This window comes from Campylobacter showae (assembly GCF_004803815.1).
Classification (GTDB): domain Bacteria; phylum Campylobacterota; class Campylobacteria; order Campylobacterales; family Campylobacteraceae; genus Campylobacter_A; species Campylobacter_A showae.
In genome coordinates, this window is record NZ_CP012544.1 from 782,130 (window position 1) to 806,926 (window position 24,797).

General features: G+C 47.7%; 22 protein-coding genes and 1 pseudogene. 19 read left to right on the top strand and 4 right to left on the bottom strand.

What is annotated here, in order from left to right; genetic code table 11:
- Positions 1-79 precede the first annotated feature (79 nt).
- From CSHOW_RS03890 to CSHOW_RS03950, 14 genes and pseudogenes are all read left to right on the top strand, one after another.
- Positions 80-1,216, top strand: a complete 1,137-nt coding sequence (locus tag CSHOW_RS03890; RefSeq protein WP_002946452.1) for a PepSY-associated TM helix domain-containing protein — start codon at positions 80-82, stop codon at positions 1,214-1,216.
- Between the two features lie 40 nt (positions 1,217-1,256).
- Complete coding sequence (locus tag CSHOW_RS03895) at positions 1,257-2,015, top strand: hypothetical protein (protein WP_002946454.1); 759 nt, start codon at positions 1,257-1,259, stop codon at positions 2,013-2,015.
- A gap of 217 nt (positions 2,016-2,232) precedes the next feature.
- Positions 2,233-2,700, top strand: a complete 468-nt coding sequence (locus CSHOW_RS03900) for an RNA pyrophosphohydrolase (protein WP_002946456.1) — start codon at positions 2,233-2,235, stop codon at positions 2,698-2,700.
- A complete protein-coding gene (locus CSHOW_RS03905) occupies positions 2,700-3,899 on the top strand; it encodes an aspartate kinase (protein ID WP_002946458.1) in 1,200 nt (399 codons plus the stop codon). The genes CSHOW_RS03900 and CSHOW_RS03905 overlap by 1 nt, the downstream gene beginning before the upstream one ends.
- On the top strand, positions 3,896-4,438 hold the full coding sequence (locus CSHOW_RS03910) for a HobA family DNA replication regulator (protein WP_002946460.1): 543 nt from the start codon (positions 3,896-3,898) through the stop codon (positions 4,436-4,438). Before CSHOW_RS03905 ends, CSHOW_RS03910 begins: the two co-directional genes overlap by 4 nt.
- Positions 4,439-4,441: 3 nt before the next feature.
- Positions 4,442-5,062 (top strand): DNA polymerase III subunit delta', encoded by a 621-nt coding sequence (locus CSHOW_RS03915; RefSeq protein WP_002946465.1) that lies wholly within the window; start codon positions 4,442-4,444, stop codon positions 5,060-5,062.
- On the top strand, positions 5,059-6,195 hold the full coding sequence (gene folP, locus CSHOW_RS03920) for a dihydropteroate synthase (RefSeq protein ID WP_002946466.1): 1,137 nt from the start codon (positions 5,059-5,061) through the stop codon (positions 6,193-6,195). The genes CSHOW_RS03915 and folP overlap by 4 nt, the downstream gene beginning before the upstream one ends.
- Before the next feature lie 24 nt (positions 6,196-6,219).
- Positions 6,220-8,163 (top strand): NAD-dependent DNA ligase LigA, encoded by a 1,944-nt coding sequence (gene ligA / locus CSHOW_RS03925; RefSeq protein ID WP_002946469.1) that lies wholly within the window; start codon positions 6,220-6,222, stop codon positions 8,161-8,163.
- Positions 8,153-8,275, top strand: a pseudogene (locus CSHOW_RS10405) (S4 domain-containing protein); the annotation flags it as partial. The gene ligA and the pseudogene CSHOW_RS10405, both read left to right, overlap by 11 nt.
- 132 nt (positions 8,276-8,407) lie before the next feature.
- Positions 8,408-9,295 (top strand): SAM-dependent methyltransferase, encoded by an 888-nt coding sequence (locus CSHOW_RS03930; protein WP_415874022.1) that lies wholly within the window; start codon positions 8,408-8,410, stop codon positions 9,293-9,295.
- Positions 9,261-10,142 (top strand): bifunctional riboflavin kinase/FAD synthetase, encoded by an 882-nt coding sequence (locus CSHOW_RS03935; protein WP_002946471.1) that lies wholly within the window; start codon positions 9,261-9,263, stop codon positions 10,140-10,142. Before CSHOW_RS03930 ends, CSHOW_RS03935 begins: the two co-directional genes overlap by 35 nt.
- Positions 10,139-10,843 carry a carboxy-S-adenosyl-L-methionine synthase CmoA gene (gene cmoA, locus CSHOW_RS03940; RefSeq protein ID WP_002946472.1) on the top strand — a complete coding sequence of 235 codons (705 nt, stop codon included), beginning with the start codon at positions 10,139-10,141 and terminating at the stop codon, positions 10,841-10,843. The genes CSHOW_RS03935 and cmoA overlap by 4 nt, the downstream gene beginning before the upstream one ends.
- Before the next feature lie 698 nt (positions 10,844-11,541).
- Positions 11,542-12,480 carry a TAXI family TRAP transporter solute-binding subunit gene (locus CSHOW_RS03945; protein ID WP_002946478.1) on the top strand — a complete coding sequence of 313 codons (939 nt, stop codon included), beginning with the start codon at positions 11,542-11,544 and terminating at the stop codon, positions 12,478-12,480.
- 359 nt (positions 12,481-12,839) lie between these two features.
- Positions 12,840-14,939 (top strand): TRAP transporter permease, encoded by a 2,100-nt coding sequence (locus CSHOW_RS03950; RefSeq protein WP_002946483.1) that lies wholly within the window; start codon positions 12,840-12,842, stop codon positions 14,937-14,939.
- 128 nt (positions 14,940-15,067) lie between these two features.
- Here CSHOW_RS03950 and CSHOW_RS03955 read toward each other — a convergent pair whose 3' ends face one another.
- From CSHOW_RS03955 to CSHOW_RS03965, 3 genes are read right to left on the bottom strand one after another with little or no spacing between them, the layout of a single operon-like run.
- Positions 15,068-15,550 carry a tetratricopeptide repeat protein gene (locus CSHOW_RS03955; protein ID WP_002946485.1) on the bottom strand — a complete coding sequence of 161 codons (483 nt, stop codon included), beginning with the start codon at positions 15,548-15,550 and terminating at the stop codon, positions 15,068-15,070.
- A 45-nt stretch (positions 15,551-15,595) separates the two neighbouring features.
- Complete coding sequence (locus tag CSHOW_RS03960) at positions 15,596-16,417, bottom strand: M48 family metallopeptidase (RefSeq protein ID WP_002946487.1); 822 nt, start codon at positions 16,415-16,417, stop codon at positions 15,596-15,598.
- A complete protein-coding gene (locus CSHOW_RS03965) occupies positions 16,393-17,712 on the bottom strand; it encodes an MATE family efflux transporter (RefSeq protein WP_002946489.1) in 1,320 nt (439 codons plus the stop codon). The genes CSHOW_RS03960 and CSHOW_RS03965 overlap by 25 nt, the downstream gene beginning before the upstream one ends.
- A 164-nt stretch (positions 17,713-17,876) precedes the next feature.
- On the opposite strand from CSHOW_RS03965, the gene CSHOW_RS03970 reads away from it, so the two are divergent.
- From CSHOW_RS03970 to CSHOW_RS03990, 5 genes are all read left to right on the top strand, one after another.
- A complete protein-coding gene (locus CSHOW_RS03970) occupies positions 17,877-19,190 on the top strand; it encodes a sodium-dependent transporter (protein ID WP_039895037.1) in 1,314 nt (437 codons plus the stop codon).
- Between the two features lie 9 nt (positions 19,191-19,199).
- Positions 19,200-21,140, top strand: a complete 1,941-nt coding sequence (gene abc-f, locus CSHOW_RS03975) for a ribosomal protection-like ABC-F family protein (protein WP_002946496.1) — start codon at positions 19,200-19,202, stop codon at positions 21,138-21,140.
- A complete protein-coding gene (locus CSHOW_RS03980; protein ID WP_002946497.1) occupies positions 21,137-21,583 on the top strand; it encodes a hypothetical protein in 447 nt (148 codons plus the stop codon). Before abc-f ends, CSHOW_RS03980 begins: the two co-directional genes overlap by 4 nt.
- 46 nt (positions 21,584-21,629) lie before the next feature.
- Positions 21,630-23,153, top strand: a complete 1,524-nt coding sequence (locus CSHOW_RS03985) for a DKNYY domain-containing protein (protein ID WP_002946498.1) — start codon at positions 21,630-21,632, stop codon at positions 23,151-23,153.
- Between the two features lie 96 nt (positions 23,154-23,249).
- Complete coding sequence (locus CSHOW_RS03990; protein ID WP_039895049.1) at positions 23,250-24,008, top strand: flagellin; 759 nt, start codon at positions 23,250-23,252, stop codon at positions 24,006-24,008.
- A 203-nt stretch (positions 24,009-24,211) separates the two neighbouring features.
- Here CSHOW_RS03990 and CSHOW_RS03995 read toward each other — a convergent pair whose 3' ends face one another.
- A complete protein-coding gene (locus CSHOW_RS03995) occupies positions 24,212-24,643 on the bottom strand; it encodes a hypothetical protein (RefSeq protein WP_002946501.1) in 432 nt (143 codons plus the stop codon).
- Between the last annotated feature and the right edge of the window lie 154 nt (positions 24,644-24,797).

The following is a 24,797-nucleotide window of genomic DNA, read 5'->3' on the forward strand; positions in this document are numbered from 1 at the left end:
GTATTTAAGCGGGGCGGCGCGTAGCGATCGCCGCTCTGCTACCGGTTTTTAAAATTCGAGTTTAAATTTAAGGAGAAAGATGCCGTTTTTAAAGAAAAAGAAATTTTGGTTTAACGTCCATTTGATTTTAAGCCTAGCCTGTGTTTTGCCGCTACTTATTGTCGCTCTTAGCGGCGCGGTCATATCCTATCACGACGAGATTATAGACCTTGCAAACTCGCAAAAAACCTTCGTCAAGCGAGGCGAAAAAGAGCTTAGCACGAGAGAAATTTTAGATATTTTTAAAGCTAAGGAACCAAATTTTACGCTTAGCTACTACAAGATAAACTCGAACGCAAATCACGCTCTAGGCATATCCGGCACGAATGCTAAAGGCGAGTTTAAGTCGTATTTTATAAACCAATACACGGGCGAGATAACGGGTGAAAATTTCGGCGATAAATTTATCGGACTGATGCTAAATTTACATACTAACTTAGGCCTTGGACTTAGCAAAAACGAGACGCTACGGCTTATAGGCAAGCATATCGTCGCGATTTGTTCTATCGCTTTGGTGGTCTTGGTTATATCTGGATTGATAATCTATTATCCTAGTTTTAAAACTAAATTTATACGTGCGTTTACTTTAAAAATCAAGGCCAAAGGCTATGCGTTTTTATACAGCCTGCACGGATTTGCGGGCGTTTATCTTTGTTTATTTTTGGCTTTTATAAGCGTTACGGGGCTTTACTGGTCGTATGACTGGGCGGCAAAGCTCGTAAATAACGCGCTTGGCGAAAAAGAAATTTTTAGAAAAAAGAGCTTTACACAGGTAAGGGGATTTTCGCTGGAGGACGAGGGCAAGATAGCAAATTTAGAGGCCGCGATAGATATTTTTAAACGAGATAGAGAGGATTACGAGCTTTTTAACGTCATCACGCAAGAAGACGGCGAAAATTTTATGATATTTTACTTTGACAAAGGGTTAGAAGAGGACGATAAGGTAAATACGATGACGATAAACGCCGCTAAGGGGCAAATCATCAGGCATGCGAGGTTTGACGACGCGAAAAGTTCGATGCCTAGACCTTTTGCGATTCATAAAGCGGTTTTGAGCTTGCATTCGGGATATTTTTTGGGTGCGGTCGGTAAAATTATATTTTGTTTGGCTTCGGCGTCGGTTTTGTTTTTCGTTATAAGCGGCTTTTGGATGAGCTTAAAACGGCTCAAAAGATAAATTTGATAAAATCGCTCGAAAAAACTGAAAAAGGCTAAATATGCGAGTGATTTTGGATGGATTTGACGGCTCTTTTTTGCCGATTTTGCAAAGCTTTAAGGCTGTGATGCCAAGCCTGCGTATAACGGGCATCGAGGAGCTCGGCGAGAGCGTAAACGATGGGGTGCCTAGCCTAGAAAACAGCGACGCCATCAACGTAAGCGAGCTCTTTGCACGCCAAGACGAGCGGTACGAGCTTTTGTCGGACGGAACTTTATTTTTGCAGGACGAGAAATTTAACGAGAGCGGCGAGAGTGCGGCGGTTAAATTTGATGAAAACGTTAAATTTGAAAATGCGCATCAGGCGATTGGCAACGCCGAATTTGAGACAAATTTAGCGGCTAAGAGCGAGCAAAAAACCGCTTTTGCTCGGGAGCAAATTTTACAAGATAGGCCACTTGTCGCGCCGTATCAAGAGAGAAGCTGCGAGGAAAAGGCTATCTTGCAAACAGGTTCTTTAAGCAAAGCGCCAAAAACCGCGGTTTTAACTGAGAGCGTGCAAACTACCACTCAGCAAGAAGCTTGCGCCTCGGGCGGAGCTACTCAAACGGCTCCGTTTAGCAAAGCGGCTACCTCAAACGAAGCCGCAAAAACGGCCGTTTTAGACGATTTTGCTCAGGCTGCGTTGTTTGATTTTAACGAGTCTGGGCAAAATTTGACGTCGCGCGCCGAATCCAAAACCGCGCTTGAACGCAAAAAGCACGAAAGCGCAAGTTTGTTTACCGACGAAGAGGTGCGGGCGATACTGGAGCTAAAATAGACGGCTCAAATTTAGCCATCAAGGCGGTAAAATTTGACGGACAGTTGGGCTAAACGCGCAAAATTTACGGCGCCGCAAAAAGTAAAATTCGTAGTTTAAAAATTTAAATAAAAATTTTAAGCCTAAGCGTCAAATTTTTCCGCTAACCTCGCGATATTTAGCTATATCTTAACTATTTTTCGTTAAAATCGACAATTAAAAATTCTCGGAAAAAAAGATGGAAAAGAAATATAGACCAAACGTCGCGGCGGTCATACTTGCGCCCTCTTATCCGTTTGATTGCAGGATATTTATCGCGCAAAGGTGCGATATGACGGGTATCTGGCAGTTCCCACAGGGCGGTATAGACGACGGCGAGACGCCGCGCGAGGCTCTAAAAAGAGAGCTCAAAGAGGAGATAGGTACGGACGACGTGGACGTGCTTAGCGAGTATCCGCAGTGGCTCAGCTACGACTTCCCTGAGGGTACGACGAGTAGGAAATTTTATAACTTTGACGGGCAGACGCAAAAGTATTTTTTAGTGCGGCTAAGACCTAGCGCGAAGATAAATATAAACACCAAAAAGCCCGAATTTGACGAATATAGATTTATAAACTCAAGCGAGGTTTTGAGCGACGTAAACCACTTCAAAAAGCCGATCTACGGTAAGGTTATCGGCTACTTTAAAGAGAAAGGATTTATTTAATGTTAATCGTCCAAAAATACGGCGGCACGAGCGTTGGGACGCTTGAGAGGATAGAAAACGTCGCCGCGAGAGTGATAGAAACTAAAAAAAGCGGCGCGGACGTCGTGGTCGTGGTCTCGGCGATGAGCGGCGTGACTAATCAGCTGGTGGACTACGCCTTGCACTACACCAAAGACCCAGACGGCGTAGCAATGGATATGTTGCTTAGCTCCGGCGAGCGCGTTACCTGCGCACTTTTAACGATAGCACTGATAAATTTAGGCTATCCCGCAGTTGGTCTAAGCGGTAGGCTAGCTGGCATCATCACCGATAGCGTGCATACTAAGGCTAGGATCGAGGCGATAGATACTAAGCGTATGAAAGAGGAGCTAAAGGCGGGCAAGATCATCGTAGTAGCGGGCTTTCAGGGTATAGACGAAAAGGGCGACGTGACGACTTTGGGACGCGGCGGTAGCGACCTTAGCGCCGTGGCGATCGCGGGCGCGCTGAATGCGGATCTTTGTGAGATTTACACCGACGTAGACGGAGTTTATACCACCGATCCTCGCATAGAGCCAAAGGCCAAAAAGCTAGATAAAATCAGCTACGACGAGATGCTAGAGCTTGCGAGCCTAGGCGCAAAAGTGCTGCAAAACCGCTCAGTCGAGCTAGCTAAAAAGCTAAACGTAAATTTAGTCACCAGAAGCAGCTTTAATCACAACGAAGGAACACTAATAACAAAGGAAGAGAGTATGGAAGCAGTACTAGTAAGCGGTATCGCGCTAGATAAAAACCAAGCTAGAGTAACTTTAAGAGGCGTGGTCGATAAGCCGGGTATCGCGGCAGAGATTTTCACCGCGCTTGCAGAAAAAAACATAAACGTAGATATGATAATCCAAAACGTAGGCCAGGATGGCACTACGAATTTGGGCTTTACTATACCGCAAAACGAGCTTCACGTCGCAAAGGAGTGCATGGATAAGCTAAGCGCGTCTAGGGAAATTTTATACAACGACGAGATAGTCAAGGTCTCAGTTGTTGGCGTTGGTATGAAAAGCCACACGGGAGTTGCTTCGCTAGCATTCCAGACGCTGGCAAACGAGGGTATAAATATCCAAATGATCTCGACTAGTGAGATAAAAATCTCGATGATAGTCGATCAAAAATACGGCGAGCTAGCGGTTCGCGCACTACACGAAGCTTATAAACTCGATAAATGAGCGATTTTATAAAATGGACGCTCGAGGCGATCCGCGAGGAGGGCTCGCTGATGAGCTGGATGGAGGAGAGGCGCACCGAGTGGACGCCTCTGCTCGCCTCGAAGCTTAAATTTTTACTAGAAGGGCGCGCGTTTATTCTGATAACCGATAGCGAGCGCGGATGGTTTGAAGAGTATTTTTTAAAAAATATAAACAAACCGACAAACGCCCGCCCTGTGTTGCCCTTTTTCTCACTAAAGGCGCTTTATCCATCTTTTGAAAATATCGGCTCAAAAGAGGAGGTCTCGCTGCTTTTAGATATGCTTAGTCTTGCTTTTCCAAACGGCTACGTGTTTTTTTACATCGGCAAAAGCGCTGAAAAAAGCTCGCAGATCGCCAAAGGCAAGGACGATAGCTACATGTGGCTTTTTGATGAGCAGGCGCAAAATAGCTTTTATCTAAGCTCCTCCGACGGTGCGCTAGATATCAAGCTTTTGTCGCTGTTTAGGCTCTTTGATAAGAGCATAGACGCTGCTTTATTTGCGAAAGTAACGCTTTAATCTATGCGAAGCAAAATCGTAATCACGAGCGATTTTGAAGCCTTAAAAGAGGAAATTTTAGGGCTTTACGGCGTAAATTCGGTTAGATTTTTTTTCACCGAGGACTTTTTGCTAGAAAACGCAAAAGAGGTCGCCGCCGAGGCATATATCGCGGAGAGCGAGCCTAAACTACTGGTCTTGTGCGCTAAAAATTTCCGTGTCGAGGCTCAAAACTCTCTACTAAAAATCATCGAAGAGCCGCCTAAAAATATCTTTTTTATCATCGCCTGCGAGTCGAAAAATATGCTCCTGCCAACCGTTCGCTCGCGCCTAGTTACCGAAAACAGGCTCGAAAAAAAGCAACGAGAAAAAACGGGGCTAGATTACAAACGTCTCGAGCTAAAAGAAATTTGTGCGTTTATCGATGAAAAATCAGCTCTCGAGCGCTCCGAAAAGCTTGGCAAAAACGATCTAAAAGAGCTAATCGCCGCGATAGCTCTGGAGGCTACGGCGCAGGGGGTCAAATTTAGCGCCGAAGAGCTTGAGTATTTTTTCAAAGCCGTGCGCCTAGCCGAGCTAAATACCAAAACTCACGCGCTTCTTACGCCGATACTTCTCATGATTTACGAAAAAGGGCTTAGATGAAAATTTTTAAAATCAATCCTCAGACCGACTTTAACGAGATTTGCGAGATTATCCGTCCTAGCGACGAGGGGCGAAATTTGATGAAAAAAAAGTCGGCGATCAACTTTTTTTTGATTAAAGATTTACGCTCACCTGCCGCAAATATCCTAAAGCAAGATGCGCTAAGCGTAGGCGCGGAGCTCGTGACTAACCGTGACGTGATTCTGGGCGGCGCAAACTCTGCCGCACTCCTCATTGCCACCGATGCGCAGGTGCAGGCACTTGCCAAAAAAGAGGCCGCGCAGGATTTCGGACTAAAAAAATTGGCTAAATTTTTAAAATCTCCGTTTAAAAAACCGCAGCAAGCGCAGATTATGGGCGTCGTAAACGTAAATGAGGATAGCTTTAACGCCGCAAGCCGAGTGAACGAAAAAAGCGGCATCGAGAGAATCGAAGCGATGATCGAACAGGGTGCCGAGTATATCGACGTGGGCGCGGTTAGCTCGCGTCCTGGTAGCAAATACGTCGGACGCGAGATTGAGTTTGCCAGGCTTGAAAAGATACTCGCCGAAATTTACCGCTTAAATTTGCACGAAAAGGCGATATTTAGCCTAGATAGCTTTGATCCATACTGCCTAGAGTGCGCGCTAAATCACGGTTTTAAGATGATAAACGATATCACGGGCGACGTTAGCCTCTGTGCTCTAGCGGCGCGCTACGGCGCGAGCTACTGCCTCATGCATATGCAAAATAGCCCCGAAAATATGCAGGATAATCCGCATTATGAGGATTTGCTAGGCGAGATAGACGCGTTTTTCGAGGCTAAAATCGCTGCCGCAAATGAGCTTGGATGCCGCGATATCGTGCTAGACGTGGGTATCGGCTTTGGCAAGACGGCGGAGCAAAATATGATTTTGATAAAAAATTTGGAGCATTTTTTACGCTTCGGTTTACCGCTTTTAGCTGGCGCTAGCCGCAAATCGGTCATAAATTTTTATAGCCCCAGCGAGATCAAAGACCGCTTGCCCGGCAGCCTTTATCTGCATCTTGAGGCCTTTAAAAACGGCGCTCAGATCATCCGCACGCACGACGTGGCCGAGCATGCGCAGATGTTCAGGCTGGAAAACGCGATGAGAAAGCTCGCGGCATGGTAAGCAAAGCAAATTTAACGAGGAAAAATGGATAAAAAAGAGTATTTAGAGGCCGTAGATACGCTAAACGCGTGGGCGAAGGCCTACTACACCGACGACGCGCCCATAGCCACCGACGAGGAGTATGACGAGCTTTATCATAAAGTGCTAGAATTTGAGAGGGCAAATCTCGGCGAAATATCGATGTTTAGCCCGACAAAGCGCGTAGGCGGCGAGGTTAGCGAGGGCTTTGTAAAGGCTCGCCACGGCGCGCGCATGTGGTCGATGGAGGATATTTTTAGTTTTGATGAGCTGCTGGCGTGGCTAAAGCGCGGCGACAAGGAGGGGCTGGAGTTCGCGCTTCAGCCTAAATTTGACGGTGCTAGCTTAAATTTGCTCTACGAAAACGGCGCTCTCGTGCGAGCTATCACGCGCGGCGACGGCATAACGGGCGAGGACGTCACGAGCAACGCAAAAGTCATCAAAAATATCCCGCTACAAATCGCCTATAGCGGCAGGATCGAGATCCGCGGCGAGGTTGTGATCGCTAAAAACGACTTTGACGAGATAAATTTCGCCCGTGCGCAAAGGGGCGAGTCGCAGCTATCAAATCCTAGAAACGCAGCCGCCGGCAGCCTGCGTCAGCTAGATAGCGCCGTGACGGCATCGCGCAGGCTAAGGTTTAAGCCCTGGGGCTACGGCGAGCAAAATTTAGGCCTTGAAACCTACTCGCAGATGATGGATTTTATCTATTCGCAGGGCTTTGAGCGCGAGGAGTTTTTTAAAATTTGCCGCAGCGCCGAGCAGATCGAGGAGGCGTATAAGCAGCTCGTAGCACAGCGCGACAGCAAGCCTTTTATGATGGACGGACTCGTGGTGCGCGTGCAGAGTATCGCAGCTAGCGAGGAGCTTGGCTACACGGAGAAATTTCCAAAATTTATGGTCGCGTATAAATTCCCCGCGATCGAAAAGACCACGCGGCTGCTTGACGTCGCGTTTCAGGTCGGACGCAGCGGCGTCGTGACTCCTGTGGGCGTGCTTGAGCCCGTAAATATCGACGGCGCGATAGTAAAGTCCGCCACGCTGCATAACTTTGACGAGATCGAGCGCCTAGGCGTGCAAAAGGGCGATTTTATCAGCATTATCCGCTCGGGCGACGTGATACCAAAGATCACTGGCGTCTTTAAACAGCGCAGAGACGGCTCGCAGACTCCGATAGAGCGGCCGCACGAGTGCCCGGTATGCGGGTCTATGCTACTAGACGAGGGCGTTTTCGTCAAGTGTCAAAACCTCGAGTGCAAGGCACGTGTGATAAATTCGCTCATACATTTTGCGAGCAAAAAGTGCCTAAATATCGACGGTCTTGGCGACGCGATCGTAAATCAGCTTTTTGAGGCGGGCTTAGTCGCCAAAATCGCCGACATTTACGAGCTTACGGCGCAGGATTTGGCGCGGCTAGAGGGCTTTAAAGATAAAAAGATCGCAAATCTGCTCGGCGCCATTGAGGCTAGCCGCACACCCGCTCTGCATAGCTTTATAGCGAGCCTGGGCATCGAGCATATCGGTGAAGTAGCTGCCAAAAAGATAGCGCAAATTTACCCGCAAAACTGGCGCGAGCTAAGCTTTGGCGAGGTAGCCGCGATCGAAGGCTTTGGCGAGGCGATGGCGGAGAGCTATGCCGAGTTTATGCAGGTAAATAGGCAAAATCTGGACGAAATTTTACGTTTTGTTAGCCCGCAAGCGCAGAGTTTTGAGACAAAACAAAGCGCGATAAGCGGCAAAACGTTCGTGATAACGGGCACGCTTAGCAAGGGCAGGGATGAGTTTAAAAGGGTTCTGGAGGTAAACGGCGCGAAAGTAAGCGGCTCGGTGAGTAAGAAAACGGACTTCGTACTTTACGGCGATGAGGCGGGCAGCAAGCTGGATAAAGCGCGCGAGCTTGGCGTCAAGGCGATAACCGAGGACGAGCTAAGGCAGATGATTGAGATTTGATCTGTTTACCGCAAGCCGCCTAAATATCAGCCGAAACAAGGCCGCCGAGCTCATAAAGAGCGGAAAAATTTTACTAAACGGTAAAATTTGTTCTAAACCTAGCTTTGAGGTGGGCGAATTTGATAAATTTGACGGCGCGGATGGACTAAATTTAAAGGCTAGCAAAAACGACGACGCAAAAAAGAGTGCGGTAGCGGAAACTAAAAATTTACGCGAAACAAATTTAACGGATGCCGTCGAAACCGTGCGTAAAAAGACCTGTATCGGCGAGCTAAATTTAAACCCAAACAGCGCAAAAATCGAGCTCGTCGGCGAAATTTACGTTGGACGCGGTGCGCTAAAGCTAAAAAGCTTTTTGGCGGCTTGTCCGCTAGAAATCAAAGGCAAAAACGCCCTAGACGTTGGATCGAGCACGGGCGGTTTCGTGCAAATTTTGCTGCAAAACGGCGTAAAAAGCGTCACGGCGCTAGACGTGGGCAGCTCCCAGCTGGATAAAAGCCTGAGAGCCGATGCGTGCGTGATAGTAGCCGAAAATACCGACGTGCGCGAGTTTGCGGCTGGATTTCATAACTCGGTCAAAGAGGGTAAATTTGACGGCACAAAGCAAAATTTAAAAACCCAAATCAAGCCGAATTTTAATCCCGGCAAATCAAATTTTGCCGAGCAGGACGAATTTTTAAATGAATCAAGCGAACTAGCTTTTGCTCCGTCAAATTTAACACAGGCCGGAGCCAAGACGGACGAGTCAAATTTGACCGGCATAGATTTCGCGGCAAAAACCCAAAACGCCAAATTTGACCCCCATGCCGCTAAAAACGATGCACGCAAATTTGATCTCATCACCTGCGACGTGAGTTTTATCTCGCTTAAAGAAATTTTGCCCTCTATCGACGCGCTAGCGAGCCAAAACTGCGACATTATCCTGCTTTTTAAGCCGCAGTTTGAGGTCGGCAGGAGCGCCAAGCGAAATAAAAAAGGCGTCGTAACGGACACAAAGGCTGTTCGCGAGGCGAGGGCGAAATTTGAGCTTGCGGCGGCAAATTTGGGCTGGATAATGCGCCAAACGCTCGAATGCGAGGTAAAAGGAAAGGAAGGAAATGCCGAATTTTTCTACGCTTTTAACAAAAGATAATATCACGGCCGTTGCGATCGGGCACTTTGACGGCGTGCATCGCGGCCACAAGCAGCTTTTAAAGCAGCTGGGCGAGTACGGCGGGCTAGTCGTGATCGACAAAAATAAAGCCAACATCACGCCAAAGCTAAAGCGTGCTGAGTACTCGAGCTATCCGTGTTTTTTGTATGATTTTGAGAGCATAAAAGGGCTTGGCGGCGATGAGTTTATCGCGCTTTTGAAGCGGGATTTTAAAAATCTGCAAAAAATCGTCGTGGGATTTGATTTTCGTTTCGGGCGAAACAGGGCGTGGGACAAGCATGATTTGCGGCGTATTTTTGACGGCGAGGTGATCGTAGTAGACGAGGTTTGCTTTGACGGTATGGGCGTGCATAGCTCGGCCATACGCGAGTATATCAAACAAGGCGAGATCTACAAGGCAAACCGCCTGCTAGGCCGCGAATACTCGATCGAAGGCCGCGTGATAAAGGGTCAGGGCATCGGATCGCGCGAGCTCGTGCCGACGTTAAATTTGGACATCAAAAGCTACCTTTTACCGCGCGAGGGCGTCTATGCGACGAGGACTCGCATCGACTACAAGACCTACGGCTCGGTTACCTTTATCGGCAACCGCGTGAGCACGGATGGCAACTTTAGCGTCGAGACGCACGTGCTAAACGAAAATATCGAGGGCGCCAGCGACGTCGCGGTTTGCTTTATCAAGCGACTGCGCGATAACCGAAAATTTGAAAGCCTAGGGGAGCTAAAAGAGCAGATCGGGACCGACATCAAGCAGGCGATGGAGTTCGTCGGCGTGTGCGATCTCTACGTTGTGGGCGATACTGCGACGCAAAGGAGCGAGCCGTGAAAGACGAAATCTTTAAAGAGCCGATAAAAAAGCAGTTTGAATTTGATGCGAGCGTGGCGTCGGTGTTTGACGATATGATCGGGCGCTCGGTGCCGTATTACGACGCTTCGCAAAAGCTGATCGCCGATTTTTTAGCGCAAATTTTACCGCAAGGCGCAAGCGCGGTGGATCTTGGCTGCTCGACCGCCTCGACGCTACTGGCTCTTTGGCGCAAGAGAAACGACCTCGCGCTAAAAGGCGTAGATAACGCACCTGCGATGCTGCAAAACGCGCGCGCCAAGATAGAGGCCTACGGCGCTAGGATCGAGCTTGGGCTAGCGGACATTTTAGAGTGCGAATTTGACGCGCAGAACGCCATTTTGATGAACTATACACTACAGTTTATCCGCCCGCCTAAGCGTCAGGATTTCGTAGCCAAAATTTACCGCGCGCTAAATGATGGCGGCGTGTTCGTTTTTAGCGAGAAGCTTATATTTGAGGATAAGACGCTAAGCAAAAATATAATTGAAATCTACGAAAAATACAAACTTGAACAAGGATACTCGCGCTACGAGATCGCACAAAAACGCGAGGCGCTAGAAAACGTGCTCATACCATACACCGAAGCGGAAAATAGAAATTTGGCGCTGAGCGCTGGGTTTAAAAATGTGGAGTGTATATTTAGGTGGGCGAATTTTGCGACGTTTGTTGCTTTTAAGTAAGAAATTTTACGGCTTGTCTCGTGAGCGCTTTCCCGAGATTTTGCAAAATTTTCGCTCCGCAGGCTATATGCCTAGTCTTGATTAAAATTTTCTGCACAACTTTCAAAATCATCTCACGATACTTCGCCTTATCGTTTTACGTTCAAATTTACAAATTTTACTTGCCGAGACCTGCATATTGAAAACTCAGATTTAAAATTTGCGGCGCGATAGCGCCAAATTTAAACCTGCACGTAGTGCAGCAACCTCTCACGTGCAGTGGGGTTAGAGAGGGCTTGGGAGAGGAAGGGGCGATGCTTCGTAAGTAGAACCCCTTCCTCTCCCGAAGAAAAAGAGAAAAAAGCTAGCTTTTCGCTTTACTAGTGTTTGCGGCTACGGATAGGGCGTAATCTAAGCTCCATCATTTTTTAAAAAAGACTAGCTTTAATTAACAACATCTAAATTTAACTAATCCAAATTTAGCATCGTAAAGACGCAGGTCTCGGTGCGTAAAATCTAGAAATATCTCCATGCAAAAAGTACGATTTTCGCTTCGCTTGTAAAAAATATATAAATTTTACCTTAAGAAATATTTTTCTAAGGCTAAAGTGGGTAAAATAGTCGCAAATTTTTGAAAAAGCTCGTAAAAAGAGTGAAATTTATACGCAAAATGCGGATTTTGAGAGTAAAATCAGAAAAATTCTTTGAAAGGAAGTTAAATGAAAACTACATCTTTGGCATTAGCCGGCTTGCTTTTCGCGTCTGCGCTGGGCGCAAAGGAGTTTGTATCTATCGGTACCGGAGCGATGACGGGCACGTATTATCCAGTCGGCGGAGCGATATGTCGCCTCGTAAATAAAGACCCGCAAATGAAATGCTCGGTGCAATCAACCGGCGGATCCGTCTATAACGTAAATAACGTGCTAAAAAAAGAGCTAAATTTCGGCTTCGTCCAAAGTGACGTGGTTTATGATAAATTTAACGGCGTAGGCAAATTTGACGGAAACGGCGATCAAAATCTGCGCGCAGTCGTCTCGATCTACCCTGAGCTTCTCGCGTTCGTCGTCTCAAAATCAAGCGGCATCGGCTCGATAAACGACCTCGAGGGCAAAGCGATCAACGTCGGTAACCCTGGCAGCGGCAATGAAATGACCGCGCTTGGCGTGTTTAAGGCATTTGGCTTTGACGAGAAAAAGCTAAAACATCACGGCGTTTTAACTGCTGGCGAATGCCCGCACGCGCTAAAAGATAAGAAAATCGACGGCTACTTCTACATGGTCGGCCATCCGACGGCTAACATCACTGACGCGGCAAACTCGCTACCTATCGACATCGTAAATATCGAGGGCGAGCAAGTCGATAAGATGCTGGCTGCGATGCCGTATTTTGCCAAAGGTACGATACCAAAAGGCACCTATGAGGGCGTGGACCACGACGTAAACAGCATCGGCGTTAAAGCCGTCCTAGTCACGGATAAGAGCATGAGCGATACTGCGGTGGCTGCGGTCGTGAAGGCTATTTTAGATAACTTCGACGAGTATAAGAGCCTACATCCGGCACTTGCAGCCGTTACTAAAGAGAGCCTGATAGAGGGGCTTTCCGCACCTTTGCACCCTGCTGCCGAGGCCGAGTTTAAAAAAGCCGGCATAATAAAATAAACTAGCTAAGCCGTGCGGGTTAAATTTGACCTGCGCGGCTTGTCTTTTTGTTAAATTTAGGGCTTATTTTTAGTTTTTGAGGATTTAAAATTTGACGCTTTGCTAGCTTGTTTTTGGACGGCGGCGAGTTTGCTTTAGCCGCATAAAGCGTCAAATTTTAGATTTGGCTCATGCGCGAGTTTTTGGCTAGTTTTGCTTGCTGTTTGCAAAGCCCGTATCTTTACGGCACGAGGTTAAATTTATAAGCAAATTTTGAGGCGCTGGAAAAGTAGGTCAAATTTGAAAAACTAAAGTCCGGTTTACGCGGGCAAAATCGCCAAATTTTAGAAAAAATTTAAGAAGTCAAGAAAAGAGCAAATATGGATAAAAATCTAAACGATATACGAACAAATACCGAGTCGGCGCAGGAAAAAGAGGAGTTCGTCGAGGTAAAGACGCGCGAGATAAACTCGAGCTTTTATATTTATTTTACGAGCATTATCTGCTTTGCGTGGTCGGTTTTTCAGCTTTATATCGCGTATTTTCCGATGAACACGACGATGTCGCGCTCGGCGCACCTCGCGTTTGCTATTTGTCTGCTGTTTTTGCTCTATCCGCTCAAAATTCACAAAAAAGCCCACTCCAGCCTGCCGTTTTATGATATTGCGCTTTGCGTTGTGGGCACGCTAGCCGCACTCTATCCGCTCATAGAGTTTTACGCTCTAGCGCAGCGCCCGGGAGACTACACTAGCTTTGATATAGCCGTGTCTTGCGTCGCCGTGGTCGTTCTGTTTGAGGCGGGCCGCAGGATCATCGGCCCGGCGCTTCCTATCATCGCGGCGATATTTTTGGCGTATGATTATTTCGGCCAGTACATGCCCGACATCATCGCGCACCAGGGCGCTAGCCTAAACAAACTCGCCGGTCACATGTACCTTACGACCGAGGGCGTCTTTGGCGTGCCGCTTGGCGTTAGCGTGAGTTTTATCTATCTTTTCGTCTTATTTGGTTCGCTTTTGGAGCGCGCTGGAGCAGGGCAGTACTTTATAAATTTAGCCTTTGCGCTGCTTGGTAAATTTCGCGGTGGACCAGCGAAAGCTTCGGTTATCGCGTCAGGACTAACCGGCATGGTGAGCGGTAGCTCTACGGCAAACGTCGTGACGGTGGGTACGTTTACGATCCCGCTGATGAAAAAGGCGGGCCTAACTAGCACCAAAGCCGGCGCGATCGAGGTGGCCGCAGGTGTAAACGGTCAGCTGATGCCGCCTATCATGGGTGCGGCGGCCTTTATCATCGCCGAGTTTTTGGGACTTAGCTACACAAACGTCATGATCGCGGCCGTGATTCCGGCATTCGTGTGCTACTTGTCGCTGTTTTTCATCGTGCACCTTGAGAGCTGTAAGCTAGGGCTAAAAGGCATGGAGCAGGGTGCCGGCATATCGAAGCTTAAAATTTTCGTGAGCGGTCTGCACTATCTTATCCCGATTTTGGTTTTGCTCTATACATTATTAATCGCAAACGAATCTCCGATCTCAGCGGCTTTTAACGCCATTTGCGTGCTGTTTTTGATTATCCTTTTTCAGGAACCCGTTAAAAAAATGGCTCACGGCGAGGACGTCGGCAAAGAGGACTTTATCATCGGCTTTGCGGATATATTTTGGGCGATGGTAACGGCGGCTAAAAGCATGACTACGATCGCGATAGCTACGGGTCTAGCCGGCATCATCGTAGGCTCGATCTCGCTAACGGGCGTCGGTCAAGTGCTATCTGAAGTCGTGGAAAATTTAGCCGGCAACAACATCGTGCTCATCCTATTTCTCACTGCGATAATGTCGCTGATACTTGGCATGGGCTTGCCGACGACGGCAAACTACATCGTCGTTAGCTCGCTAGTCGCGCCTGTGATTTTGTTTTTGGCGCACAAAAACGGCTTTCTCATTCCAGCCATCGCGGTGCATCTTTTCGTCTTTTACTTTGGTATCCTAGCAGACGATACACCTCCGGTCGGCATCGCGGCATACGCTGCGGCCGGTATCGCCAAAGCAAACCCGGTAACCGTGGGCGTGCAGGGCTTTTTCTACGACCTGCGCACGACGATTTTGCCGTTTTCGTTCGTGTTTAACAACAAGCTGCTTTTGATAGAGAGCGTAAACTCGGCCAATCCAAACGACGCAAAAGGCATAGTGTGGATAACAAATCCGCTCGAGATGGCGCTGATTTTCGGTACGGCGCTAGTGGGTATGTTTGCCTTTTCTTCGGCGCTTCAGGGGTATTTCGTTAAACGCGTAAGCATGCTCGAGCGTGCGCTGCTTTTATGCGTAGTGCCGCTAACCCTGGTGCCAAATATGTGCGCTAAATACATCCCGTTTATCGCGAACGAATACGTTTCTTACGCGATCGGCGTGTCGCTTTATGCGGCGTTATTTGCGTTTCAATGGATACAAAATAAAGCGGAAAAGAGAGTCGGCGTAGGCGTTTAGAGCCTGCGCTTTCTTGGTTTGCTAATTACTCTCTCGTAAATTTTAGAAGCTTGCGTTTTGGAAATAGCGTATAGAAAAGATAAATTTGGGTTAAATTTGACGGTCAAATTTAACCCGAGTAAGCAAAATTAAAGTCTTTTTGAGCGTTTTAGATCGCTTGCAAATTGGCATCCGAGACTATCGCCTGTCTTGCATGCTTTTTCAAAAAGCGCGTAGGCTTCTTTAAATTTTTTCTCCTCTAGTAGATACGATCCCACAGTCGCGCATGAAAAGCCGTCGCCAAGCTCGCAGCCTTTATTTAGCAGTGCACGCGCCTTTTCTTTGTCGCTTGATACGTATATGCCGCCAGCACCCGAGCAGGCCTCTTTAGAGCCTAGTTCGCAGCCTTTTTCGTATAGCTCAAGCGCTTTTTTAGTGTCAGGCAGGATATCTTTGCCCAGCTGATAAAGCGCGCCTAGTTTTGCGCAGGCTAGGCCGTTGTTCGCGTCGCAGGCAGCTGCAAATTTCTCGCGAGCCATTACAAATTTAGAGCTCTCGTAGGCTTTTACACCGTCCTCAAAATCGCCGCCCAGAGCAAAAACCGCGGCAACTAGCATTAGAAGTTTTTTCATTATCTCCCTTTAAATTAAAAATATTCTATTTTAGCATATTTAAAATTATTTTTTGTTTAGCCGTTGTTCTCGCGTTTTGAAATCAGGCATCAGCCCTGCGATAAAGTCATAGAAGCTTTTTTGATGGTGGGGGTAGATGAGATGGGTTAGCTCGTGAAGCACGACGTATTCGACTAGTTCGGGGGCTTTTTCGATCAAATTTAGGCTTAAATTTATATACCCTTTGCGCGAGTTGCAGCTACCCCAGCGAGTAGTCATTTTGCGAACGACGACGCGGTTTATCTTGCGGTTGACGGCTGGGGCAAATTTGGCTATAAAATGCTCGTAAACACGCCTTGCAAAGGCTTTTTTGTAGTTTTCTAGCGCAGCTAAACTCGCAGCGTAAATTTCGCCGTCAAATTTACGCTCGTCCGAGCTTTTAAATTTAAGCTCATCAAGGTGCTGGGTAAATTCGCTAGCGTCAAATTTGCCGTCAAATTTAGCGCCGTAAAGGTGCGGGTCTAGCCCGTCCGCGCTAAAATTTAAGCCGTTAAAAATCTCCGAATCGCTTGCAAAGCGTCTTAAATTTACGCCCTTTAAATTCGGCTCAAATTTGATGCGATAAACCTCGCCCAGTAGTCTAAACTCGTCCTCGCGCGGTAAATTTGATAGCGTCTTTTCGTGAGCTGATTTTAGCCATTTGTAGTGTTTTTGCACAAACTCTAGCGCATATTTTTGCGCGGCGTAAAAGGGCAGTGAGACTGAGATCTCGCCGGTTTTAGCGACTTTTAGTCTAGTTGTTTTGACGCCTTTTTTAAAATTTAGCGCGACGTCAAATTCGCCGCATTTTACGCAAACGGTTTTTACACGAGGCGTTTTGATTGCCATTTTCTGCTTCTCCAGCGCCAGGTATTAACAAGACCGCGCAGCCACTCGTCGGCGGTAAATCCGATCCAAACGCCGATGATCCCCATGCCCTGCACGATGCCCAGATAGTACCCCAGCGGCAGGCTCACGCCCCACATAAACAGCGCTCCAGTCATCAGCGGAAATTTAGCATCTCCGCTCGCGCGCAGGGCGTTTACGATGACGATGTTAAAGGTTCGACCCGTCTCAAGCGCGATAGAAAGCGTAAAAAGCGGCAGCATGACGGCCTTTAGCTCCTCGGTCAAATTTAATCGCTCCATGATCTCAAATTTGCCAAAATACGCCGCCACAACGACCGCGAGAGTCGCTATAAAACCGATGCGAAGCGCGCGGAAAGTGCGCGAGTAGGCCTCGTCAAATCTCATCGCGCCGACTAGGTGTCCGACGATGACTTCGTTTGCCACGCTGATGCTGGCCCCGCAAAGCAGGATAAGAAGCGTGATCTGAAAGTAGATGGTCTGCACGTTTAGGCTGGCCTCGCCCATGCTCGCTACAAAGCCAAAAGCCACCATATACTGCGCCATCCAGAGCAAATTTTCGCCCGCGCTCGGAAGCCCGACGGATAAAATTTTACGCAAAATGGCAAACGGCAGGCTAAATAGACGTTTAAAGAAAATATTAACTTTCGCGTAGCGAGTCAGTATCAAAAATAGCACGATAACGCCGACCAGTCGTCCGACGACGGTCGAAACCGCGACGCCGTAAAGGCCGTAGTTTGGCAGTCCTAGCCAGCCAAAAAGCGCGATAGCGTTACCGCAAAGGGTGATGACGTTCATGAGTAGGGAAACCAGCATGACGGCGGTAGCGAAGTTGTAAACGCGAAGCACGGCTGCAAGCACCATGCCGATGCCGTCAAAGGCTAATGCGATACCAAGCATATGCAAGTAGCCAAAGCTCTCGGCTCTTAGCTGCTCGGGGACGTTTAAAAGCTCTAAAATCTCAAATCCGAAAAAGTAAATAAAAACCGCGCTGCCAAGCCCGATGATCGTGTTAAACGTGATGCTAGCGTGTATGACGCGTTTGGCTAAATTTATATTTTTAGCACCCAGAGCTTGAGCTACTACGACCGAACAGCCCACGCTAAGGAAGCTAAAAATGGTCATAAAAAGATCCATTATCTGGTTGCCAGCGCCCATGGCGCCGACTAGATGGACGCTGACCTTAGTCACCATATATGTGTTTATGATGAGCGTCACGAAGTGCAAAAACATATCTAAAAATATCGGGATAGTGAGTTTTTTGAGCGATAAATTCATAAATTCTCTTTTGTAACGTGGATTTTAAATAACGCGCGATTATACCCAAATATAAATTTAAAGCGTTTTAAGGCGGCGCTGCGTGCTTTGCGGGCGAGCGGGCATAATCTTTTTATTAGCTTAATCAAGTATAATTGAGAAAATTTAATCTAAACGGATATCAAATGCACAAAACAAATTTCACGTCACGCTGGGCGTTTATCATCGCTTGCGTGGGCTCGGCTATCGGTATGGCCAACGTCTGGGGGTTTCCTTATAAGGTCGGTACGAACGGCGGCGGCGCGTTTTTGCTCGTTTATCTGTTTTTTATCGCGATATTTTCATACGTCGGGCTTTCTGCGGAGTACGCTATCGGCAGACGCGCCAAAACCGGCACTCTAGGCTCATACGAATACGCGTGGAAGAGCCGAAACTGGGGCATGTTCGGTAAAATTTTAGGTTGGATACCGCTAGCTGGCTCGATGTGTATCGCTATAGGCTACGCTGTCATCATCGCATACGTTTTAAAGGCGCTATTTCAGGCGATCACGGGCTCGCTGATGACGGTGGATACGAACACTTGGTTTGAGTCCTTTGCACTTTCGTCCTACTCGGTCGTGCTGTTTCACTTTATCGTCGTTGCGGGTACGCTAATTACGCTATTTTTCGGCGCGCACAGTATCGAAAAGACAAACAAAATCATGATGCCGCTTTTTTTCGTGCTATTTTTTATCCTAGCTATCAGAGTGGCGTTTTTAGACGGGGCGTTTGGCGGGTATAAATTCGTCTTTCACAGCGACTGGGGCAAGCTAGCCGATCCGATGGTGTGGGTGGCGGCGATGGGACAGGCCTTTTTCTCGCTATCTATCACGGGCTCGGGTATGATCGTCTACGGCGCGTATCTATCAAAGGACGAAGACGTCGTCGATAGCGCGCAAAAGACAGCGATCTTTGATACGATCGCGGCGATGACGGCGGCGCTCGTTATGCTGCCTGCGGTATTTGCCTACGGTATGGATCCGGCGGCGGGACCCGGGTTACTTTTCGTAACGCTGCCTAAAATTTTACAAGATATGCCGGGCGGTCAAATTTTCGCGATTATTTTATTTACGGCGGTGATTTTTGGCGGTGTGACCTCGCTGCAAAATATGTTCGAAGCCGTCGCCGAGTCGATAATGCACAAATTTCCTAGCCTAAAGCGTGGCGTCGTGCTGATCGCGCTTTGCATAATATGTTTTGGCATAGGCGTAAATATGGAAGCCATAACTAGCTGGGGGCCGTGGATGGATTTCGTGTCGATCTACATCATCCCTATCGGCGCGGTTATCGGCGCGGTGTCATGGTTTTGGGTTATCAAAAAAGAGGAGATCATGGACGAGATCAACACGGGCGCGGCAAAAAAGCAAGGCGCGTTTTGGTATTTTACGGGCAGATATATCTACGTGCCGATGGCGCTTACGCTTTGTATCATCGCACTTAGCATGCATATCTCGTTTTAAGGCTTGCGCGTGGCTCTAATTGACCTTATCGACGTTAGTAAAAAATTCGGTCCGAATGAAATTTTAAACAAAATAAGCCTCAGCGTAAACGAGCGCGAGCGTATCGCTATCATCGGCAAAAACGGCAGCGGCAAAAGTACGCTGATGAAGCTAGTAGCAGGCTCGCTAGAGCCTGATAGTGGCAGGCGTATCGTGCAAGGCGGCGTAAAAGTAGAAATGCTCGCGCAAAATCCTAAATTTGACGACGCAGCGACGGTAAAAGATGCGCTAAATTTGGAGCTAAAAGAGATATTTGATGCGCGTGACGAGTATGCCGCGGTGCTAGAAGCGCTCGGCCGCGATGCGCACAACAAAGAGCTAAACGCGAGGCAAGACGAACTAATCAAATTTATCGAAGCAAAAGACGGCTGGCAGATCGAGCGCAAGATCGAGCGCGTGCTGGAGGAGTTTAAGCTAAAAGAGTATGAAAACCGCGCTGTTTCTAGCCTTAGCGGAGGCGAGATACGCCGCGTAGCTCTGGGTGCGCTGATACTTAAAAAGCCCGATATTTTGCTGCTTGACGAGCCTACGAACCACCTTGACGTTTATATGGTGAGATTTTTAGAGGATATGCTAAAAAGCTCGCGTCAGACGATAGTTTTTATCTCGCACGATCGCTACTTTATCGACGCGCTGGCAACCAGAAGCGTCGAGATCGAGGAGGGCGCGCTGGCGTCATTTGACGGCGGATACGCAAACTATCTAGCTAAAAAAGAGGAAATTTTAGCCAGTCTAGCTAAATCTCACGAGACGTTGCTAAAACAGCTAAAAGCCGAGGAGGAGTGGCTGCGCCGCGGCGTCAAAGCGCGTCTAAAACGCAACGAAGGGCGCAAAGAGCGAGTGCTAGCCATGCGCGAGGAGGCGAAGAAAAACCCGGGCGTGATACGCCGCGTTAGGCTCGAGCTTGAGCGAGCGAGTAAAAATTTTAACCAAACTCAAAGCGTAAACCGCAAAAAGATGCTATTTGAGATCAAGCAATTAAGCAAAAATATCGGCGGCAAGCAGCTTTTTTCGGGTTTTAACGCGCGGGTTTTGCAAGGCGAGCGTATCGCGATAGTCGGGCGAAACGGTAGCGGCAAAAGCACTCTTATTAAAATTTTACTCGGGTTTGAAAAGCCTAGTAGCGGCGAGATCAAGCGAGGCGAGGTGCGAGTGGGATACTTTGATCAGTCTAGAAGCGCGCTAGACGACGACAAGAGCCTTATTGAGACCTTTTGTCCAAACGGCGGCGATCACGTCATGGTGCGTGGGCGAAATATGCACGTTTATGGCTACCTTAAAAATTTCCTATTTCCTAAAGAATTCCTCGATAAACCCATCGGCGTGCTAAGCGGCGGCGAGAAAAACCGCGTTGCGCTGGCTCTGCTTTTTAGCAAGGAGTACGACGTGCTCGTACTAGATGAGCCGACAAATGACCTGGATATCGCAACTATCAACATCCTTGAGGACTACCTGCAAAGCTTTGAGGGCGCTATAATCATCGTGAGTCACGACCGCTACTTTGTCGATAAGATCGCGCACAAACTCTGGGCCTTTGAGGGCACGCAAATAGAGGTGCTACATCAAGAGTACAGCGTCTATCTCGAGCTAGAAGACGAATTAGCCGAGCTTGGTAAATTTGAAGCGAGCCTAGCAAGCGAAGCCGAGCAAGCGCAAAAGCAAAAGAGCAAAACCGGCGCAAAGTTAAGCTACAAGCAAACGCAAATTTTATCCTCGCACCCAGAGAAAATCGCCGCGCTGGAAGCTAAGATAAAAGAGATAAACGCCGGCCTTAGCGATCCTAAAATCTATCAACAAATCGGCCTAACCGCGCTTTATAACGATCTAGAAGCGGTAAAAAGCGAGCTGGAGACGCTTGAAAACGAATACTTTGAAGTCTTAGAAATCGCCGAAAATTTGGAGCAAATTTGAAAAAATTAACTAAAACCGGTAGGGTTAGCGCTCTAAATTTACGTACGATTAAGCGAGACGAGTTCATCGGCGCTAGTTTTGAGCTGGACGGGATTAAATTTAGCGGCGTTTTTTCGGCGGATTTTAGTCTGGAACAGGGCGATCTCGTGCGCGTAGAGTATGAAAGAGACGGCTTTATAAATAGAATAACCCTGCTTGAAACCCTGGCTAAAAATAGCGAAAACAGGAGCAAGACGGCAAAAATCATGAACATTGCGGTTTTTATCTCGCTGACGCTTCTTGCTCTTTGTATCGCGGGCGGAGTGATTTTTTCTTTGATTACGGGCAGATTTGAGATTCGCGATTTTACCGATATTATTCGGCTTATTTGTATTTGCTTCCTTGTCTGGTCGCTAGCTTACCATGCGATAGGAAAATTTAAAATTTTGAGGCATTTTGCGTAAAATTTGAGCTCGATAAACATCAGAGCTTCTAAAAATAGGCGGCACTTTGAAAGATAAAAAATTTATACTACTTTGCTTATTCGCGCTTTTTGCTGTGCTTTTTACGGTATTTTTCATGGTTTATGTCGCTAGCTATGAGGAGGAGAATGATTTTACTCAGATAGGTAACAGCGAATTTTACGCTACGCCGCAGGGTAAAATTTACGCGCTCATCCCAAGCGGAGGCAAATTTGAGCTAAAGGGCGTGCGGGCGGATAAATTTAGGGTTTTCGCGTCTGAGGGTTACCGCGGCCGAAACGTCGGCATGGGCGAAAACGCCGTCTACTGCGGCAATCTCGCGATGACCGGGCTAGATCCGGCTCGCACTATGGCGATTGGCAATGGATACTTTACGGACGGCGAGATTGGCTATTTTTGTAGCGACGTAGGCGAGAGAAACTACGAGCTAGGAGCTTTTGCTGAGGCGGTTCAAACCGTGAGGTACGCGATACTAGGCGCTGATAAACCGCAAAGCTATATCTACAAAACCCAGCGCGTTTCTAGCGTAAATTTGACTCCGATTTTGGATTTTGGCTTCTCGGCGGAAAAAGCAGCTTTGGGCGGCGAAAGCGGCAAGGTATATTTTGAGGGCAAGCAGCTAGATGGCGCAGACGCCAGGGCGCTAAGATACGTGCTAGACGCGCGCGGACGAGCTAGCGATTTTTACGTTACGGACGGACGAAACGTCTATTTTAAGAGCTCACGGCTCGCGGTCAAATTTACGGCAGAGCTGCACGAGGCGGCGTATTTTAACGGCGTGCACTATCTTTTAGAGCCCGTTAGCGGAGTAGTTTACGCGGATGAGCATAAGTTTGAGCCCAAATTTGCGCCTTACTCGCTACCCTTTGGCGTCTCCGGCGCGCACGCTTATCATCTACTTTTTCGCGGCAAGGGCGGGATTTACTTTTGGGAGCGTGAAAGCGGCGAGCTAAAACGCGCAGGAGACGATCCTTTTGCGGGTGATATTTCGCCGCTTGTGGGTAGCGTTTTTATTAGCGGCGGACAGACTTATTTCGTGCAGAGCCGCGAAGTGTGGCATAGAACTAAAAACGGCAGGCATTTGGGCTCGCGCCATACGGAGCTTTTTAGGCTGAAAACGAGCGAGCAATGGCGCAAAATAGGGCTCGTGCGTAACGGCGTATACGGCGCTGTTTATGCAAACGGCGATAAAATTTACTATTTTGACGCGCTTGGGACGGGGCAGCTCATAGACTCTAGCGTCTACGAGATCGCGGATACTGCCGTCATAGAGGTCTTGATGCGGCCGTATGACCCGCGCGGCAAAAATCTGGGCAGCGAGGATATCCGCAAGATGATAAAAGATGAGCGGCTCGTGCCGGCGCAAGGTGAGCTAGTTTTTGAAGCGGTTACTAGCTATGACGGCGAGGAGAGGTATGCTCTTTGGATATTTGTGGCGGTTGCGATTTTGGCGGCGATCGCGGGCAAAGCGTACGAGTATAGAAACCGTGCGAAAGCGGTAGAAAAAGAAAAAGCGACAAAACCTCGAGGCAAGGCAAAATTTGGACGGTAAATTTGCTTAAAAAGTTCAAATTTGACGCTGTGCTCGCCGCTAGCAAATTTTAATCAAATTTTTGCTAAAATCGGGGCAAATTTAAAAGGAGTGCAAATGAAACTGGGAAATTTTTCCGCAAACTCAAGCCTAAGCAATCAATACCTAGAACAAGCTCAAAATAACAGCGCAAAAGCCCTAAATAACATCTCAGCACAGCGCGCTCTAAGCGGCATCGACAGCGCAAATCTAGCTATCGCCGATTCGCTTCGCTCCCAAAGCTCCACGCTAGAGCAGGGCGTCGCAAACGCAAACGACGCTATCGGCATCCTGCAGATCGCAGACTCCACGCTAGCAAATATCACGCAAAGCGCCGACCGCATCGGCGAGCTATCGGTCAGATATAATGGCGGCATCCTAAACTCCGACCAGCAAAAAATGATAAAAAGCGAGGCGGACGCTCTAGTGGGCGCGATGAAAGAGAGCACGCAGCAGGCGAGTTTTAACGGTAAAAACGTATTTGGCGGGCAGATGAGCTTCCTAACCGGTAACGGCTCGGCGAGCGTAAATTTAAACGCGCCTGATTTTAGTGGTATAGACGTGAGCAACGGCGAGAGCGTGAGTAAATTTATCGGTAGCGTAAACGCTCTGCGAGGTGGGATCGGCGCGGCGCAAAACGGTATAATCTCGGGCATCAACGCAAGCCTAACCAAAAATGTCGCGTTAAAACAAAGCGAGTCGCAGCTGCAAAATAACGACATAGCTAAAAATCTAAGCGCTTTTAAGCAAAACGACCTGCAAGCAAACGCCGCTATCCTTGCTCAAGCGCACAATACCGCAAGCTTGCAAAGCCAGTTTAACAGGCTTTTGGGCTAAATTTAACTGCTTTATATTTTAGCCGCTACGCTCATTGGCGGCTAAAGCTCTTTTATTTTATTCTACTTTGGCGATTTTATCGCGCCTTACAGTCGGTCAAATTTTACTTTCGCGTTTAATGTTAGTCTCGCGCTTTGCGATTAAAATATAAATGCTTGCCAAGTTAAATTTGCCGAGTCGGGCTGCGTACTCGTCAAATCTACTTAAACCCTCCACATTAGCTTTGCTAGGATTATCATTATGACACATAAAACAAGGGCGATAACGTGCGAGTATTTGCCAAATGGATCTGGCTTTTTTAGCCTATAGACGTAAAAGAGCGATATCGCCGTGATTAGGCACATTAACCCCAGCACGCCAATCTTGGTCGCGAGCAAAATTTGAAACGAGCTACCGAGCCATCCGTTCTCGCCGCCAAAATAATCCTTTGCCATGTAAACGCCGCTGATAATAAGAAGCAAAAACGCAGTGCCAAAGACCTTTGCGCTGCCTTTGGTGTAGGCTTTTTTGACACGAGCGAGCGTATCCTCGTCTACGTGCTTTTTGGCAAACGGAAATATACAAACGTCGAAAAATACGTAACCGACGAAAGCTACGGCGCTCAAAATATGAACGATCAGGAAAAATAGATACATTTAGGACCTTTTTTGTTTGATTATATTTAAATCGGTAGTCCAAACTGATGATTTTGATTAAGGATTGCGCGAAAGAGGATTAAATTTAAAATTTATCGGCGAAGCGGCAAATTTGCAAAAACAAGCGGGTCAAAAACTACTTGAATTCAAATTT